Genomic DNA, 15,807 nt, shown 5'->3' with positions numbered 1-15,807 from the left:
CAGCGTTTCCCCCACTGTCGGAGCATTTGACGTTTTACGGTATAATCGATTTTTGCCGCCAAGGACTTTGCCATGCGTGTCATTCAAAAAGCGCTGACCTTCGACGACGTCCTGCTCGTCCCCGCCCATTCCCTCGTCATGCCGCGTAATGTCAGCCTGTCCACCCAGCTGACCCGCAACCTGCGCATCAACCTGCCCCTGCTGTCTGCCGCCATGGACACCGTGACCGAAGGCCGCCTGGCCATCGCCATGGCCCAGGAAGGTGGTATCGGCATCGTGCACAAGAACATGTCGCCCAAGCAGCAGGCTGCCGAGGTTTCCAAGGTCAAGCGTTACGAGTCCGGCGTAGTGAAGGACCCGGTCACCATCAAGCCCGACATGCTGGTGCGTGACGTGATCGCCCTTACCCGCCAGCACAAGATCTCCGGCCTGCCGGTGGTCGAGTCCAATGGCCAGGTCGTTGGCATCGTCACCAACCGCGACCTGCGTTTCGAGAGCCGTCTGGACGCCCCCGTTTCCAGCATCATGACTCCGCGTGAAAAGCTCGTGACCGTGCGCGAAGGCGCCAGTGTCGAGGAAGCCCGCGAACTGATGCACGCCCACCGCCTCGAGCGTGTGCTGGTGGTCAACGAGGCCTTCCAGCTCAAGGGCCTGATCACGGTCAAGGACATCATCAAGACGGTCGAGCATCCCAATGCCGCCAAGGACAGCCTGGGCCGCCTCCTGGTCGGCGCCGCGGTCGGTACCGGTGGCGACACCGAGGAGCGCGTGGCTGGCCTCGTCGAAGCCGGTGTGGACGTGCTGGTGGTCGATACCTCGCACGGTCATAGCCAAGGCGTGCTGGACCGTATCAGCTGGGTGAAGAAGAATTTCCCGCAGGTGCAATTGATCGGCGGCAATATCGCCACCGCCGCTGGCGCCCGCGCGCTGGTCGACGCTGGTGCCGATGGTGTCAAGGTCGGTATCGGCCCCGGTTCCATCTGTACCACCCGTATCGTGGCTGGTGTTGGCGTGCCGCAGATCTCGGCCGTGGCCAACGTGGCCGATGCATTGGCCGGTACCGGCGTACCGCTGATCGCTGACGGTGGTATCCGTTTCTCCGGCGATATTTCCAAGGCCCTGGCGGCCGGCGCCCACTGTGTGATGCTGGGTGGCCTGTTTGCCGGTACCGAGGAAGCCCCGGGTGAGGTCGAGCTGTTCCAAGGCCGCTCCTACAAGAGCTACCGCGGTATGGGCTCGCTCGGTGCCATGCAGCAAGGCTCCAGCGACCGCTACTTCCAGGACAGCACCAGCAAGCCGGACAAGTTCGTGCCGGAAGGCATCGAAGGCCGCGTGCCCTACAAGGGCCCGCTGACCGCGGTGATCCACCAGCTGATGGGCGGCCTGCGCTCCTCCATGGGTTATGTGGGCTGCAACACCATCGCCGAGATGCACGAGAAGGCCGAGTTCGTGGAAATCACCGCTGCCGGCATCCGCGAATCGCACGTGCATGATGTGCAGATCACCAAGGAAGCGCCGAACTACCACGTGGACTGATCCACGCTGGCAGGTACGCATAAGGCCCCCGTCCTGGTACGGGGGCTTTTTCTTGTCCACGGCGCCCGGCCGCTGCTAAGGTGGCCGGACGATCAATTCAGCCCGTTTGTCGTGTCTCCATCCGAACTCCTTGCCCTTGCCCAGCAGCGCCTGGCTGCCGCAGACCTGCCAGCGGCGGACAACTTTGCGCTGATGGTGTTGGAGAAGTACCCCGCCTACGCGCCGGCCTGGTTGCTCAGGGCCGAGGTTGCCGTGCGGGCTGGCCAGACGGGCCAACTCCCCGCCCTGTTGACCGAAGCGGAACGTTTGGGCGGCGCCGAGGACGGCACTTTCCATTTGCGCTGCGGCGGGCTATGGCGTGCCGTGGCGCAACTGCCGGCGGCTACTGTGGCCTTCCGTCGCGCGGTAGAGGCAGAACCCACACTCGCGACTGCATGGCAGGCACTCGGGGTTGCCCAGCAGGAGCTTGGCCGGCCGGCAGAGGCTGCAGCGGCCTACCAGCGGGCGCTGGCTCTGGACGATACCTTGGCGCACAGCCATAACAACTATGCCATCCTATTCCAGCAGGCTGGGCAGGTTGATCGCGCACTCGGCCACTACCGCCGTGCCATTGCCCTGCTGCCGGACTATGGCGTGGCCTGGAAGAACTACGCCAATCTGTTGCAGGCCAGCGGTAAGTTGCCTGATGCGCTCACGGCTTATGAGCGGGCCACGCAATGCCTGCCCGGCGACACGGAAGCCCAGGCCGGCGCCCTGCACCTGCGCATGCTGCTGCTGGATTGGCAAGGGTTGGCGGAACGTAGCGAAGCGCTGGATCGGCTGTTGACCGCCGAGCATTGGACCCGCTACTCCCCGTTTATCCAGCTTGGCCTTGCGGATGATCCCGCCCGGCAGCGGCAGGTTGCAGAGCGCTGGGCTGCTGCCTATGCGCCAACCTTGCCTGCTTTGGCACGCAGAGAGGCAGACCGAGCCCGGCTCAGGGTGGCTTACCTGGGCGGCGACTTCTTTGCCCATGCCACGAGTTGGCTGACCAGAGGGCTCTTCAAGCGCCATGACCGTGAGCGTTTTGAGGTCATTGCCTACGACTATGGCAAGGTGGATGAATCGGTGGTGCGCAGCGACATCATGGCCGGGGTGGAGCATTTCGAGGCTGTGGGCGCGTTGGATGATGCCACCCTGGCACGATATATCCGCGCAGCGGACATCGATATCCTGGTCGATATCAAGGGCTGGACCCGCAACAGCCGTACCCATTTGCTGGCGGAGCGGCTGGCGCCGCTGCAAGTGCACTACCTGGGCTTTCCAGGCACGCTGGGCGCCAGTTGGTGCGACTACCTGATCGCCGACGCGACCGTCGTACCGCCAGGCCAGGAGCAGTACTACCGCGAGGCCATCGTGCGCCTGCCGGACTGCTACCAGATCAACGACAACGAACGCCTGGTCGCCCCTCTTCCGGATCGGGTCGAGGCGGCTCTGCCGGAAGCAGGCATGGTGTATTGCTGCTTCAACCAGCACTACAAACTGACGCCGGCACTGTTCCAGGTCTGGTTGGAGATATTGCAGGCGGTGCCGGGTAGTGTGCTGTGGCTGCTGGCTGGCTCACCTGTGGGTATGGCCAGGCTGCAGGACCTTGCCGCGCAGGCCGGCGTCTCGCCCGGGCGGCTGATCTTTGCGCCAGCCCTGCCGCAGGCAGCACATCTGGCGCGCTTGGGTTTGGCTGACCTGGCACTCGATACCCTACCCTGCAATTCGCACACCACCGCCAGCGATGCCCTCTGGATGGGCGTGCCCATGCTCACTTGCCTGGGCCGCGGCTATGCGGCGCGCGTGGCGGCCAGTTGTCTGCGGGCGGCGCGGCTGCCCGAGCTGGTCGTGGACAGCCTGAGCGCCTATAAGGATTTGGCGATCCGACTGGGGCATGACCGAGCTCATCTGGCTGCACTGAAGCAGCGGCTGCTGGCTGAGCGGCTGCATAGTGCCCTGTTTGATACCGATACGAAGGTAACGCAGTTGGAGGCGGCCTATCTGGCCATGTGGCAGCACCACCTGCGTGGCGAGCAGCCCGCCGGCTTCGATTTGCCTACATTGGCTGACTAGCCTCGACGCTGTTGGGTAAAGCGGGTGCGGTCGTAAAAGCCTGCCGGACGCTTGCGCACCCAGGCAACAAAGCGGGCAATGCCTGGGTGAGTCAGCAAGCGGGCTATGGTGTGGTAGTAGTCGGCCAACTCACGCTCGCTCAGATTGGCGTGGATGGTCTGGTGGCATATCTTGTGCAGCCGTATCGTCTCGCGCCCACCATGGCTACGTGGCACCAGATGGTGCTCGTCCACCGTCGTGCCCTCAGGCAGCGGCCGGCCGCACAAGGCGCATAGGGTCGGCCCGGCTGGTACTGCAGGATCGGGAAGGCCACCGGCAGCGCGACACCTCATACTCGGCGGTCCTCAGGCAACTGGCGGAAATTAGCTGCCCTGCTTCTCGGCGCGCACCACCACGTCGCGGAAGAAGTCATAGATGCCCTCCTCGCTCATGGAGCGGGCGTCGGCCAGCTCACCGGCCTTGGTGGCATAGAGTACGCGCTGGTCAGGTGCCAACACGACGGCGGCCGGGATGCCCTTCTTGATTGGATTGCCATAGACCGTGTCTAGGTCGAGATTACGGTCAAAGCGACCCACATCGATCTTCACCACCTCAAAGGACTTGGCGATCAGCTTGGCGTTCTTGTCGGACTTGAGTGCCTTGTCCAGCGCGCGGCAGTCCTTGCACCAGTTTGCGCCAAAGACCAACAGCACCGGCTTGTTTGCCTTGCGACCGGTGATCAGGGCCTGCTTGACCGCCTGTTTGGCATCGGCGGCTTCGTCATACGGTTGCTCGGCGGCAGCGGCAGGCGCAGGGGTATTGACGGCGGGCTCGCTGGCGTGGCCAAGCTGGCTGGCAAGGAGGAACGTGATGAAGAGCGCTGCTTTCATGGTGGGCATTTTCCTGGCTAAGGTTCGGCTGGACCAAGGGCGATTTATATATTCCAGCGATCTTATGGTGCGGAAATATTCGACGTCATTGATATAAGAAGCAATATGCAAGAACTTGCCTGCGACGGCAAGCGCTACCGTCTTGAACGGACTGTATACGTATAATGCGCCCCCATGTCACAGACCTACTCCGTCGATCACTACGAGAACTTCCCGGTTGCTTCACTTCTGTTGCCCAAGGTCATGCGCCGGCCCATTGCCATCGTCTACCGCTTTGCCCGCAGTGCGGACGACTTTGCCGATGAAGGCGACTTGAGCAATGAAGCGCGGTTGGCTTTGCTTGAAGGCTATCGAGCCGAGCTGGGCCGGCTGGCTGCGGGGGCTGCACCTGAGACGGCCTTGTTCCGCGACCTGCGCGACGAAGTGGTGCAGCCCTTTCAGGTGCCGCTGCAGCTCTTTTACGATCTGCTCGATGCCTTTGCTCAGGATGTGGTGAAAACCCGTTTTGCCGACTTTGGCGAGCTGATGCACTACTGCCGCCGTTCGGCCAACCCGGTCGGGCGCATTGTGCTGCATATCGCCGGCCATGCCGGTACGCGGCAATTGGCTTGGTCCGATGGCATCTGCGCGGCCTTGCAACTGATCAATTTCTGGCAGGACGTGGCCATCGATTGGCAAAAAGGCCGTGTCTACCTGCCGCAGGATGAGCTGGCGCGCTTCGGCGTGAGCGAAGCGCAGATTGCCGAAGGCCGGGTGGATGAGCGCTGGCGTGCGCTGATGGCTTTCCAGGTGGACCGTACCCGCCGCATGCTACGCGCCGGGTCACCCCTGGGGACCTATCTCAAAGGCCGTTTGGGGCTGGAGATTCGCCTGACGGTGCTGGGTGGGGATGCCATCCTCAAGCAGCTGGATGCCAGCGGCTACGATATGCACCGCCAGCGTCCCAAGCTCCGTGCCGCCCACTGGCCCATGCTGCTGCTGCGCGCCCTGTTTCCCAGGGCGATCCGGTCCTGATCAACGCCCCTGGCGAGTGCTGATCACGCCGCTCAGTACGATCAATATCATGGCCAGCCAGGCGCCGGCCGGCGGCACATCGCCCCAGAGCAGCATGCCAAAGACGCTGGAACACAGCACCGTGGTGTAAGCCAGGCTGGCTACCACCAGGGTACGGCCGGTTCGATAGGCGCGGGTCATGGCGAGCTGCGCCGCGGTGGCACAGCCGCCCATGCCGACAATGATCCAGACGTTTTCGAGAGTCACCGGATTGAAGCGATCGAAGGCCATCCAGCAGGCACTGGCGAGGGTGGCAAACAAAGAAAAGTAGAACACGGTGCGCCAGTCTGGCTCACCGGCCTCGCCCAACATGCGCACGTTCAGATAGGCGATGCCGGCACCAAAGCCGGAAGCCAGGCCCACGACCCCCGCCAGCCATTGGTCGCGGTCCAGCGTAGGCTGCAGCAGCAACACCACACCGACAAAGCCCAGCAGGACGCCACCCAGCAAGCGCCTGGATGGCCGTTCATGTAGCCACAGCGTGGTAAAGAGCGCCAGGAACAAGGGCGAGGTGTAGTTGAGCGTGACGGCAGTTGCCAGCGGCAGATGGGCGATGCCATAGAAATACATCATCAGCGAGGCGGTGCCGGCAACAGCCCGGGTGATTTGCTTGCCGAGCACCGGGGTACGCAGCGAGCCGCCGCGCAGCAGTACCACGGCACCTACCACCAGAAAGCCCACCAGGCAGCGATAGAACACCAACTCGGCGGTACTGAAGTAGTGCGCGCCCAGCTTGACGAAGACGCCCATGCAGGCGAACAGGATAGAGGCGACCACCATCCAGAAGGGGCCGGATTGCTTGAGGGAGCGGAACATCGGAAACGGGCGCTATGACAGCCCGCGTGGCAGCCCGGCCACGCGGCGGATTGAAGGTAAAGCTCAGGGCTTGAGCAGCAAGGCCCCGGCCAGGAGCTTGAGCAGTTCGCCCTGGCGGTGGGTGCCGGTCTTCCAGAACATGGATTTTAGCTGGGTGCGCACCGTAGACACCTGCACCTGCAGCCGCTCTGCCGCCTCGGCTGGGGTGTCGCCTTCCAATAGCAGTGCTGCCAGGCGGCACTCTGCAGGCGAGAGGCCGTAGAGGGCAGCCAGCACCTCCAACGGCTGCGCCTCGCTGGCATTGGGGTCGTGTGCCATCAACAGCACCAGCGGACGGCGGGAATCGGCCACCAGCGGCGAATCGGCCGGCATGGGGGCGATCAGCACGGTGTAGCGGCCGCCTTCCGGTCTATCCACCGCCAACGCACCGCGCTGGGCCTGGCGAGAGCTGGCCTGCTGCAGCAGGGCCAGGAGGCGCATATGGACATTGGGGTCCTCGGCAACCAGACAACCATGGCGCAGATAAAGTCCTGGCAGGCCATCGGTCTCGGCTGCCTGGTTGGAGAACAGCACGCCCCCTTCCCCATCCACTACCCACAGCGGCGCAGCCAGCCGGTCCAGCGCCTGCCGTGCGACGGCTGCCTGCATGCGCAGGCGGGAGAATTCGGTCGAGAGCCGGCAGGCGAGCTCAAGATGCGGCGAAAGGCGCGTCAGCAACTCGGCTTCGGAATGGTTGAATGCATGGTCACTGGTACCACGCTGAAAGCTGATCAAGGCCTCGTGGCGACCGTCGTCGAAGGCGCGGGTGCCGATAATGCGGCGAAGGCCATTGGGTAACATGAACTGCTGGAAAAATTCATTGCGAGCCACGAAGGCATCGTCGAAGAACTGGTGCTCGGCCACCCACTTGCCGACCGGTGTGCGATCCACCACCGCGGTCCAGGGGTCGAGTTTGAGAAATTGCCGGGCGTAACTTGCGATCACGCTGTCGTCATGGCCGTAGCTGTGCCATTGCAGCGGCTTGCCGCTGACTTTGTCGCGCAGTTGGTAAGTCCCGGAGCTGGCCCCGATGGCGTCCCCTATACGTCGCAACAGTGCATCCCATTTGCCGGGTTCGAGCACCACCGCATGAATGGATGTGACCAACAAATCATATTGAGGCAATTTATTCTCTGCCATTCAGGCCCACACTCCCGGCGGACAGGCTTGTTCTGTTCTGGATCGCATTCTGTACAAGGCCCAACTGATAGACAAGATATATGAAAACTATTTGCTGCCTATCCTCCATTTGGGTGATGACGGCAGGCAACAAGGCATTTAAATTCCATTCATCCGCCCGAGGAGGAGGAAATCTCGGGGGGAGGAGGAATCCCTCCCGGCCAGCGCGAAGACGATGGCCAGCAATAAGGTTGGCCCACAGATCGACAAAGTCCAAGCAACTTTGCGACAACCGTGGGAAAGCCGACAAAAAAGCGGGCGACCTACGGGTCGCCCGCAACCATTTTAGCGTGCCGCAGGCGGTTGTTGCCTGCTTCAGGCGGCAGCGCGGTCGAGCTGGCGCGGCAGGGTGAAGTAGAAGGTGGCCCCTTGCCCTGGCGCCCCCTTGGCCCATACCCGGCCATTATGGCGATGGATGATGCGCTGGACGATGGCCAGGCCCACACCGTTGCCTTCGAACTCCTGCGGGCTGTGCAGCCGCTGGAAGGCGCCGAACAGCTTGTCGGCGTAGGCCATGTCAAAGCCGGCACCGTTGTCCGACACATAGAAGGCGTTCTGCCCGTCGATATGGGTGGCGCCGAACTTGATCTCTGCCTGCGGACTGCGCGCCGTGAACTTCCAGGCATTGGCCAGCAAGTTCTGCAGGGCGACTCGCACCAGCTTGGGGTCGGCGTCGGTGATCAGGTTGGGCATGATGCTGATGGACACCTCCCGCTCAGGCTCGTTCTGCCGTAGCTCCTGTACCACCTCGGTGGCGAGTTCGGAGAGGTTGACGGGCTGGGTATTGACCTCGCTGCGGGTGAGCTTGGAGAGGTTGAGCAGGTCGTCAATCAGGTTGGACATGTTCTGTGTGGCGCGCCGTATCCGCCCCAGGTACTGCCGGCCAGCGTCGTCGAGCTTGTCGGCATAGTCCTCCAGCAGCACCTGCGAGAAACCGTCCACACTGCGCAGCGGCGCGCGCAGGTCGTGCGATACCGAATAGGAGAAGGCTTCCAGCTCCTTGTTGGCGGCAGCTAGCGCCTTGGTGCGTTGTTCGACCAGTTCTTCCAGATGGTTGCGGTAGTGGTTGAGTTCGATCTCGGTCGACTTGCGGGCGGAGATATCGATCAGATAGCCCTGCAGATGCCGCTCGCCCGCTTCATCCGGCAGGATGGTGGCTACCAGCATGACCCAGACGGTCTTGCCATTGGTGCCCAGCATGCGGCACTCGAATTCGATGGTGTTTTCCTTGTCCTGCGTTTCGGTAAAGAGCTTGTAGGCAAGGTGGCGGTCATCCTGGTGCAGATAGCTGGTCAGAAAGCCTTCGCTGTACCAGATATGCAGCGGGTAGCCGAGCAACGTTTCGGCTTGCGGGCCAACATAGGTGAAGCGCCACTCGGCTGGGTTGGCTTCCCATGGCACTACATTGGTCGATTCCACCAGACGGCGGTAGCGGTCCTCGCTGGCGCGCAGGGCGTGCTCGATCTGCTTGCGCTGCTGGATATCGGCTTCCAACTCCTTGTTCTTGCTCTCCAGCTCGGCAAACAGGCTGTGCAAGGATTGACGGGTGATCTCCAGGCTCTGGCCCAGCTTGCCGATCTCGTCATGCCGGCGCCATTCGAACGGCGTGGAAAGATCGCGACGGGCCAGCCGGATGGACTCGGTCATCAGCCGCTGCAGCGGATTGAGTACACGGATCTGCAAGAGGTAAAGGATCAGCCCCAGGCTCGCGGCCAACTGGATGGCGGCGGTGACGAAGTAATAGCGCTGATACTGGTGGATGGAAGCCAGCGCAGTGCCGTCATCCATTTCCACCGTGACCTTGCCGATCACGTTGCCCTGTTTGGTCACGCTCTGCGAGAGCGTCTTGAGCTTGCCCTGGCGGCGCTCCGGGCTGTTCTTTTCCAGGAAGGTGCCCAGCGTGGCGTCCTGCACGATCACCCGGACGATACGTTCGTCGCTCATGACCGAGGCCAGCAGCGGCTCGCCCGTGTCGGGCGAGAGGTTCCACAAAGGCTCCTGCATGCCAAGCACCAGGATCTCGGTGATGCGGCTATGATCCTCCGCAAGGCGTTTTATCAGCGAGTCCTCCTGTCTTTGCAGGGTCAGATAGCTGATGAACAGTCCGGGTACCAGCAGGCCTGCCAGAATCGCGAGTACAAGCGCGCGACGCAGCGTGAGGCTCATTGAATGACTCCCTGGCTTTTGATAGATAATTATTGTGTGAACTACACAGGTATTATTAGGCTCGCCAGAGGGGTGATGCAAACACCGCTTGCCTTCTGGTGTGCCATGCCGTGGTGGTGTTTGAGGAGATCGTGTTGAAAGTCGTCATCCTGGGGGCCGGGATTACCGGTGTGAGTTCGGCGTGGTTTCTACGCGAAGCGGGGTTCGACGTGACGGTCATCGACCGTCAGCCCGAAGCCGCACTGGAAACCAGTTTCGCCAATGGCGGGCAGATTTCTGTCTCGCAATCAGAGCCCTGGGCCAACCCCGATGCACCCATGAAGGTGCTGAAGTGGTTGTGGCATGACGATTCCCCCCTGCTCTTCCGCCCCCGCTTTGATGCCAAGCAATGGGCCTGGGGCATGCGCTTCCTGCGCGAATGCCTGCCTGGCCGCAGCGAACAGAACATCGTTCAGTTGGTGAACCTGGGGCTCTACAGCCGCAGCACACTCAAGGCGCTACGCGAGAGTACCGGCATCCAGTACGATCACCTGAGCCGCGGCATTCTGCAGATTTTCTTCGACCAGCAGAGTTTTGATGCCGCCACCGAAGCCTCGGCACTGATGCGCCGCTACAACTGCGTGCGAGAGGCGATTCCGCGTGAACGTGCGGTTGAATTGGAGCCGGCCCTGGCGGTCTTGGGCAGCCGTTTGACCGGGGCGATCTGGGCCGAGGATGACGAATCGGGCGATGCCCGCCTTTTTACCCAGCAGCTCGCTACCCTGGCGGCAGAGCGCGGGGTGGAGTTCCGCTACAACACCTGCATCCGTGCCTTGGAAGCCGAGGGCGGCAAGATCACCGGTGTGCGAGCCTGCAGCAGCGATGGCAGACCCACTACCATACAGGGTGACGCCTACCTGATCTGCCTGGGCAGCTACAGCCCGCAATTGCTGGCGCCGCTTGGCGTCTACCTGCCGGTCTACCCCACCAAGGGCTACTCGGCCACCATGCTGACCGAGGGCTTTGAGGGGGCGCCTACTGTCAGTATCACCGACGACGCCATGAAGATGGTCTATACCCGGCTTGGCAACCGTATCCGCATAGCCGGTACCGCCGAACTTGATGGTTACAACACCGAACTCAACGAAGTGCGCTGCGAGGCGCTGATCCGGCGTTATTTCTCGCTCTTCCCCAATTCGGCCGACCCCAATTCGGTGCAGTACTGGACTGGCCTCAGACCCTCCACGCCGTCCAATGTGCCTATCATTGGCCGTTCCCGACTCAGCAACCTCTACTTCAACACCGGCCACGGTACCTTGGGCTGGACCGAGGGGCCGGGTTCGGGCCGGGCGATCGCCGAGATCATTGCCGGCCGCAAGCCGGAGCTGGAGTTTGGTTTTGTGGGCACCTGAGCGAATGATCGTACGTACTGCAACAGGGAAATGAAACGGGGCGCCTAGGCGCCCCGTCCTGTTTTTCCGTTGAGACTCGCTAACAAAACCCCGCGCAGCGGCTCTGGCTAGGCGTGCAAGTTAGACAGTACAAGTCGTACGGCAAGCTTGCACAACAACGCCAGAAGGTTTTTGTTAGGGGGCGTTTAGTGGCCCAGCCAGGCTTTGCGGCGGGCCAGCTTGGTCTTGTCACCATCGCCGGCCTTCAGGCCCACGGTATTGGCCGGAGCCGCCTCCAGGCGCAGCTTGAACTTCATCAGTTCGTCACGGCGGAAGGCCAGCACTTCGACCTTGTCGCCCGGCTTGGCGCTGGCCAGGGTGGCATCGAGGTTGGCCTGGGTCGCCTTGAGGCCGTCCACGGCTACCAGCACGTCGTTGGCAGAGAGGCCAGCCTGCATGGCCGGGCCCTGGCTCAGCACCTGGCTGAGCTTGACCAGGCCCTGATCGGTGCCGGTACGCGCACCCAGCCAAACGCCGGCCGGCTTGCTCTTCTCCAGCCAGCCGCCCTTGTCGGCGGCGCCAACCTGGGCGCGGGCCTGCCATTGCACGCCGACTTCGGCCAGTGCGGCTTCCAGCGGCAGGTCCTCGGTGCTGCGTAGGAAGTGGTCGAAGACCGGGCCCAGCTTGAGGCCGGTCACTTCCTCCGCCACTGCTTCCCAGCCGGCTTCCGGCACGCCTATCGGCTTGCCTTCGTAGAACTCACGGCCGTAGCGTTGCCACAGGGCAAGCATCACATCGTCCAGGCTCTGCTTGCCAGCGGTCTCCTTGCGGATATGCAGGTCCAGGCACAGGCCGGCCAAGGCGCCCTTGGTGTAGTAGCTGACCATGCTGTTGGGTGCGTTCTCGTCCGGGCGGTAGTACTTGATCCAGGTGTCGAAGCTCGAGTCGGCCAGATTCTGCACCAGGCGACCGGGCGTACGCAGCACGCCGGTGATGGTGTGCGAGAGCAGCTCCAGATAGCTGTCCACCTCGATCAGGCCGGTCCGGACCAGGGTCAGGTCGTCGTAGTAGCTGGTCAGACCTTCGAAAGCCCAAAGGAGGCGCGAATAGGCCTCTCCGTCGGAGGGGTAAGGTGCGTAGGCGGCAGGCTTGATGCGCTTGACGTTCCAGGTATGGAAATACTCATGGCTGATCAGCCCCAGATACTGGCGGTAACCGCTCTTCATGCCGGTCTCGCCCGGTTGCGGCAGGCTGTCGCGGCTGGCCATCAGGGCGGTAGAGGCGCGGTGTTCAAGGCCACCGTAGCCGTCGCCGCTGACAAAGGTCATGAACACATAGCGGTCGAACGGCGCCGGCTCGCCAAAAAGCTTGATCTGGTATTCGCAGATGGCCTTCACGTCACGAGCCAGACGCTTGGAGTCGAGTTTGGGCAGCCGGCCGGAGAGGACGAAATCGTGCGGTACGCCGCAGGCCTTGAACTGGATCAGGGTGAAGTCACCCAGCTCGACCGGATGATCGATCAGTTCGTCGTAATTGGCGGCCTGGTAGGTACCAAAGGCATAGGGCTTGGCCTTGAGCGGTTTGAGGCTGGTAGCCACCCGCCAATCGCGGTACTCCTTGCCGTTGGGTGCAACCAGTTCCACGCCCACCGGCGCATCGAGCTGTCCCTCAACGCCCAGGCAGAGGCTCGTGCCGTTGAAGAAGGCGCGGGTCTGGTCCAGGTAGGCAGTACGTACAGAGAGATCAAAGCCATAGACGGTGTAGCGAACGGTCAGCGCGCCCTTGACCTTGCCGACGCGCCAGCTGCGCTTGTCCTGCTTCTCGATCGCCACGGCGCCCTGCTCGTCGGCAGCGCTGATGGCAACGATGTTCTTGGCGAACTCGCGGATCAGGTAGGAGCCGGGTATCCATACCGGCAGGCTTAGCACCTGGCCTTCGGCGGCGGGGTGGTCAACGACCAGGGTGACTTCGAACAGATGCGCTTCTGGCGCAGCGGGTACGATCTGGTAGCGGATAGCAGGCTTCATGGCGGCCGGTCTTTGTGGAGCAGGAAAGCCGCGCAGTTTACGCCCATGTCAGCCAAAGCAAAATGCACCCCGCCGGTCGCTCCCGGCTCAGACCTGGACCGAGGGCACGCTTTTCATGCAGCGCAGTGCAAACATCGAGCGGCTGTGGCGTATGCCGGAGATGCGGTACAGCTTTTCACGCAGGAAGCGCTCGTAGCCAGCAGTGCCATCGACCGCGACCTTGACCAGATAGTCGTATTCGCCCGAGACCAGATAGGCCTCCAGCACCTCGGGCAGGGCCGCGAGTTCCTCACCAAAGCGGGCCAAGGTGTCCTCCTCATGACTATCCAGGGTGACTTCGAGCAACACGGTATCGGCGAGACCCATCTTCTTCTGGTCCAGCAGCGCCGCGTAGCCGCGGATATAACCCTCGGCCTCAAGTTGGCGGGTACGGTTCCAGCAGGCGGTGGCCGAGAGGCCGACCGATTCCGCGAGGTCCGCGTTGCTGAGCCGGGCATTGCCTTGCAGTGCGCGGAGGATCTTGCGGTCGTGGTTGTCCAGGGTATGGTTTCGCGTATTTGTCGTCATGCGGAATATTCTTCCTAATAAATTCTACTTCTTGGAAGGGTATTCCCAGCAAGGTCCATCCGGCAAGGTTAATGCAAAGCCAATTCCGCCGAGCCCTGGGTATATTTTCTCCACGCTTTCATGTCCGGGCGATGCTCCCTTTCCACGAGGTTGGGCAGACAGCCCCAGGCCGCGATCCGGCCGGGGACGGACGAGCCGGCCGTACCGACGGCCTGCGCAGGTGATGGGACCGGCACGACGGGTGTCAGGGCCTGACCTGCCGGACATGGCAGCGCCGATCCACCCGCCCGCCTATCCCGAGTCACCATGTCACCCGCGCTTTACCTGTCTTTTCTCGTTACGACCCTGGTCCTGATCTTTACGCCCGGGCCGGTCAATGTGCTGGCCATGAACCAGGCGCTGGCTGGCGGCTGGCGCAGCGCCCTGCCCTGCGTCTGGGGCGCCAGTCTGGCGGTGTTGCTGCAGCTCGTGCTCACGGCGCTATGCCTCAGCTCCGTCCTGATGATCAGCCCGGTGGCGCTGGATGTGTTGCGCTGGCTGGGGGCTGGCTATCTTGCCTGCCTGGGCTGGCGACAATGGCAGATGCCGAAGCCGGATTCCTCCCAGCCTTTACCCGGCCCGCAGCGGCGCTTCTGGCGAGGTTTTGCCATCTCCGGACTGAACCCCAAGACCCTGCTGTTCTTTCCGGCGCTTTTCCCGCAGTTTCTGCGTGCTGGGGCGGCTTGGTCCGAAGCCATGCAGTACCTGGCATTGGCGGCAAGCTTCCTGCTGCTGTTCTCGCTAGGCGTGGCCTTGACTGCCCTGTGCTCGGCACCGCTGCGTGGCCTCTTGGCACGTCGTTCTCGCTGGCAGCTCTACAACCGCCTGATGGCCAGCGTGCTGGTGCTGATGGGCGGCACGCTGGCCATACTGCGCTAGACCGTGATGAGTGGTTTGCTCAACACCACGCTGTGATAGCTGCGACCACTGAAGTGCAAGGATTCGACCAACTCGAAACCCTTGCGCAGGTAGAAGGCCAAGAGGTGCCGCGCCGGCTGTGGGGTATCGAGTGCCAAGGTGTGGCAGCCCTGGCTGCGGGCCCAGCGCTCGGCTATACGCAAGAGCGCATCACCCACGCCCTGCCCTTGCCAGGCCGGCTCGACCGCGAACTGATGCACGCTGGCCACGCCCGCCTGACGGTAGTGCAAGGCCTCGCTATCAACAATAGGTGCATAGACCGTCAGCGTACCGACCACCTGCTGGTTCGCCGTCGCCACGAAGGCCTGCCCGCGCTGCAGGCGTTTGGCGGTGGCGGCGACATCCTGATGCGCACTGGCGCAGGGAAGTCCCATGGCTGCCAGTGGGGCAAACGCGCGGTGCAGCACGCCGGTCAGTGCCGCTGGTGAATCATCGGGTTGCCAGGGGCGCAGATGTACCGGCGTGGACCATGATCGATTCGGCATGCGCACTCCTAGAAGCGCACCACGCGCTTACGCTCGACCCGAAAGCCTGGGCGCAGGTCGCAGTCGCTGTCCTGGAAGTAGCGCTGGCTGTTGGCCAGCCACTGACCTTGATCCTCCTGGCACAGCAACAGACCACTGCCCTCCTCGGTCATGAGTGCCGCCAGCAAGGCGCCGGGAGCTTCTGCGTCGAGCAGGTGCACGGTGCGCACGCCGTGCGCCAGTGCATCCAGCACGGCCCGCAGCGTTCCGGCCAGAGGACCGGCGGGTTGTTGCTGTAACCAGGCTTCCCAGGTCTGTCGGCTGGTGAGGCCATCCTGATGCGACAATGTCAGCAAGGTCGCGGGGTCCAGCAGCAGCACCAGGGTGGCGGCTTCCAGCTGCGGCGCAAGGTTGGCGCCGAGCCATTCGGCTGACAACAACTTGTCCTCGCCCTTGTCATCCGGTACCACCGGCATCAGCACCGGCAGTATGCCCTGTTGCAGCAAGAGGTCTGGCAGCTGCGGCATCAGCGTGACTGCTGGCGTTCCGGCGGTATGCGTCTCATAGCGCAGACTCTGACCATCCTGGCCGGAAAGACCGAGGGCCTTGATGCCCTGCCGGCTGATCTGCTGCACCAGGTCTCGATTGATCTCACACAGCGCGCCGC

14 protein-coding genes are annotated in these 15,807 nt (G+C 62.8%); 5 read left to right on the top strand and 9 right to left on the bottom strand.

The features are described from left to right. Nucleotides 1-72: 72 nt before the first annotated feature. Both guaB and VIM95_RS14955 read left to right on the top strand, forming a co-directional pair. Nucleotides 73-1,536: an IMP dehydrogenase gene (gene guaB / locus VIM95_RS14960; protein ID WP_331987153.1), complete on the top strand. Its 1,464-nt coding sequence runs from the start codon at nucleotides 73-75 to the stop codon at nucleotides 1,534-1,536. A gap of 111 nt (nucleotides 1,537-1,647) precedes the next feature. Then, a complete protein-coding gene (locus VIM95_RS14955) occupies nucleotides 1,648-3,633 on the top strand; it encodes a tetratricopeptide repeat protein (RefSeq protein ID WP_331987150.1) in 1,986 nt (661 codons plus the stop codon). On the opposite strand, the gene VIM95_RS14950 is transcribed toward VIM95_RS14955, so the two are convergent. Both VIM95_RS14950 and VIM95_RS14945 read right to left on the bottom strand, forming a co-directional pair. Then, nucleotides 3,630-3,965 (bottom strand): hypothetical protein, encoded by a 336-nt coding sequence (locus tag VIM95_RS14950; RefSeq protein WP_331987147.1) that lies wholly within the window; start codon nucleotides 3,963-3,965, stop codon nucleotides 3,630-3,632. The genes VIM95_RS14955 and VIM95_RS14950 overlap by 4 nt on opposite strands. Nucleotides 3,966-3,995: 30 nt before the next feature. Then, the gene (locus VIM95_RS14945) at nucleotides 3,996-4,502 is read right to left on the bottom strand and encodes a thioredoxin family protein (RefSeq protein WP_331987143.1); all 507 of its coding nucleotides are present in this window, start codon (nucleotides 4,500-4,502) and stop codon (nucleotides 3,996-3,998) included. 174 nt (nucleotides 4,503-4,676) lie between these two features. On the opposite strand from VIM95_RS14945, the gene hpnC reads away from it, so the two are divergent. Further along, the gene (hpnC, locus tag VIM95_RS14940) at nucleotides 4,677-5,516 is read left to right on the top strand and encodes a squalene synthase HpnC (protein WP_331987141.1); all 840 of its coding nucleotides are present in this window, start codon (nucleotides 4,677-4,679) and stop codon (nucleotides 5,514-5,516) included. On the opposite strand, the gene VIM95_RS14935 is transcribed toward hpnC, so the two are convergent. The 3 genes from VIM95_RS14935 to VIM95_RS14925 all read right to left on the bottom strand — a co-directional run bounded on the left by VIM95_RS14935 (nucleotide 5,517) and on the right by VIM95_RS14925 (nucleotide 9,755). Beyond that, nucleotides 5,517-6,371 (bottom strand): DMT family transporter, encoded by an 855-nt coding sequence (locus tag VIM95_RS14935; RefSeq protein ID WP_331987139.1) that lies wholly within the window; start codon nucleotides 6,369-6,371, stop codon nucleotides 5,517-5,519. Nucleotides 6,372-6,434: 63 nt separating this feature from the next. Next, nucleotides 6,435-7,517, bottom strand: coding sequence for a hypothetical protein (locus VIM95_RS14930; RefSeq protein ID WP_331987137.1), 1,083 nt, complete (start codon nucleotides 7,515-7,517; stop codon nucleotides 6,435-6,437). 387 nt (nucleotides 7,518-7,904) lie between these two features. Beyond that, the gene (locus VIM95_RS14925) at nucleotides 7,905-9,755 is read right to left on the bottom strand and encodes an ATP-binding protein (RefSeq protein WP_331987135.1); all 1,851 of its coding nucleotides are present in this window, start codon (nucleotides 9,753-9,755) and stop codon (nucleotides 7,905-7,907) included. A gap of 134 nt (nucleotides 9,756-9,889) precedes the next feature. Here VIM95_RS14925 and VIM95_RS14920 point away from each other — a divergent pair, with 134 nt between their 5' ends. Then, nucleotides 9,890-11,146, top strand: a complete 1,257-nt coding sequence (locus VIM95_RS14920; RefSeq protein ID WP_331987133.1) for a D-amino acid dehydrogenase — start codon at nucleotides 9,890-9,892, stop codon at nucleotides 11,144-11,146. A 185-nt stretch (nucleotides 11,147-11,331) separates the two neighbouring features. Here VIM95_RS14920 and VIM95_RS14915 read toward each other — a convergent pair whose 3' ends face one another. Both VIM95_RS14915 and VIM95_RS14910 read right to left on the bottom strand, forming a co-directional pair. Continuing rightward, nucleotides 11,332-13,152 carry a M61 family metallopeptidase gene (locus VIM95_RS14915; protein ID WP_331987131.1) on the bottom strand — a complete coding sequence of 607 codons (1,821 nt, stop codon included), beginning with the start codon at nucleotides 13,150-13,152 and terminating at the stop codon, nucleotides 11,332-11,334. A gap of 87 nt (nucleotides 13,153-13,239) precedes the next feature. Next, nucleotides 13,240-13,719: an Lrp/AsnC family transcriptional regulator gene (locus VIM95_RS14910; protein WP_331987129.1), complete on the bottom strand. Its 480-nt coding sequence runs from the start codon at nucleotides 13,717-13,719 to the stop codon at nucleotides 13,240-13,242. A 306-nt stretch (nucleotides 13,720-14,025) separates the two neighbouring features. Here VIM95_RS14910 and VIM95_RS14905 point away from each other — a divergent pair, with 306 nt between their 5' ends. Further along, on the top strand, nucleotides 14,026-14,637 hold the full coding sequence (locus tag VIM95_RS14905) for a LysE family translocator (protein WP_331987127.1): 612 nt from the start codon (nucleotides 14,026-14,028) through the stop codon (nucleotides 14,635-14,637). Here the strand turns inward: VIM95_RS14905 and VIM95_RS14900 are convergent. Continuing rightward, nucleotides 14,634-15,161, bottom strand: coding sequence for a GNAT family N-acetyltransferase (locus tag VIM95_RS14900; RefSeq protein ID WP_331987125.1), 528 nt, complete (start codon nucleotides 15,159-15,161; stop codon nucleotides 14,634-14,636). The two genes, VIM95_RS14905 and VIM95_RS14900, sit on opposite strands and share 4 nt — an antisense overlap. Before the next feature lie 8 nt (nucleotides 15,162-15,169). After that, on the bottom strand, nucleotides 15,170-15,807 hold a 638-nt coding region (locus VIM95_RS14895; protein ID WP_331987123.1), incomplete at its 5' end, for a hypothetical protein.

Source organism: Chitinimonas sp. (assembly GCF_036568685.1).
In the GTDB taxonomy this organism is placed as follows: Bacteria; Pseudomonadota; Gammaproteobacteria; order Burkholderiales; family Chitinimonadaceae; genus Chitinimonas.
The sequence above is the reverse complement of the archived record's forward strand: the minus strand, read 5'-3'. Positions and strand labels throughout refer to the sequence as shown.

What these genes read in the sequence shown, in the direction of transcription:
- guaB (WP_331987153.1), top strand. Translation starts at nt 73, where the DNA reads ATGCGTGTCATTCAAAAAGCGCTGACCTTCGACGACGTCCTGCTCGTC.
- VIM95_RS14950 (WP_331987147.1), bottom strand. Translation starts at nt 3,965, where the DNA reads ATGAGGTGTCGCGCTGCCGGTGGCCTTCCCGATCCTGCAGTACCAGCC.
- VIM95_RS14915 (WP_331987131.1), bottom strand. Translation starts at nt 13,152, where the DNA reads ATGAAGCCTGCTATCCGCTACCAGATCGTACCCGCTGCGCCAGAAGCG.
- VIM95_RS14935 (WP_331987139.1), bottom strand. Translation starts at nt 6,371, where the DNA reads ATGTTCCGCTCCCTCAAGCAATCCGGCCCCTTCTGGATGGTGGTCGCC.
- VIM95_RS14945 (WP_331987143.1), bottom strand. Translation starts at nt 4,502, where the DNA reads ATGAAAGCAGCGCTCTTCATCACGTTCCTCCTTGCCAGCCAGCTTGGC.
- VIM95_RS14910 (WP_331987129.1), bottom strand. Translation starts at nt 13,719, where the DNA reads ATGACGACAAATACGCGAAACCATACCCTGGACAACCACGACCGCAAG.
- VIM95_RS14905 (WP_331987127.1), top strand. Translation starts at nt 14,026, where the DNA reads ATGTCACCCGCGCTTTACCTGTCTTTTCTCGTTACGACCCTGGTCCTG.
- hpnC (WP_331987141.1), top strand. Translation starts at nt 4,677, where the DNA reads ATGTCACAGACCTACTCCGTCGATCACTACGAGAACTTCCCGGTTGCT.
- VIM95_RS14925 (WP_331987135.1), bottom strand. Translation starts at nt 9,755, where the DNA reads ATGAGCCTCACGCTGCGTCGCGCGCTTGTACTCGCGATTCTGGCAGGC.
- VIM95_RS14900 (WP_331987125.1), bottom strand. Translation starts at nt 15,161, where the DNA reads ATGCCGAATCGATCATGGTCCACGCCGGTACATCTGCGCCCCTGGCAA.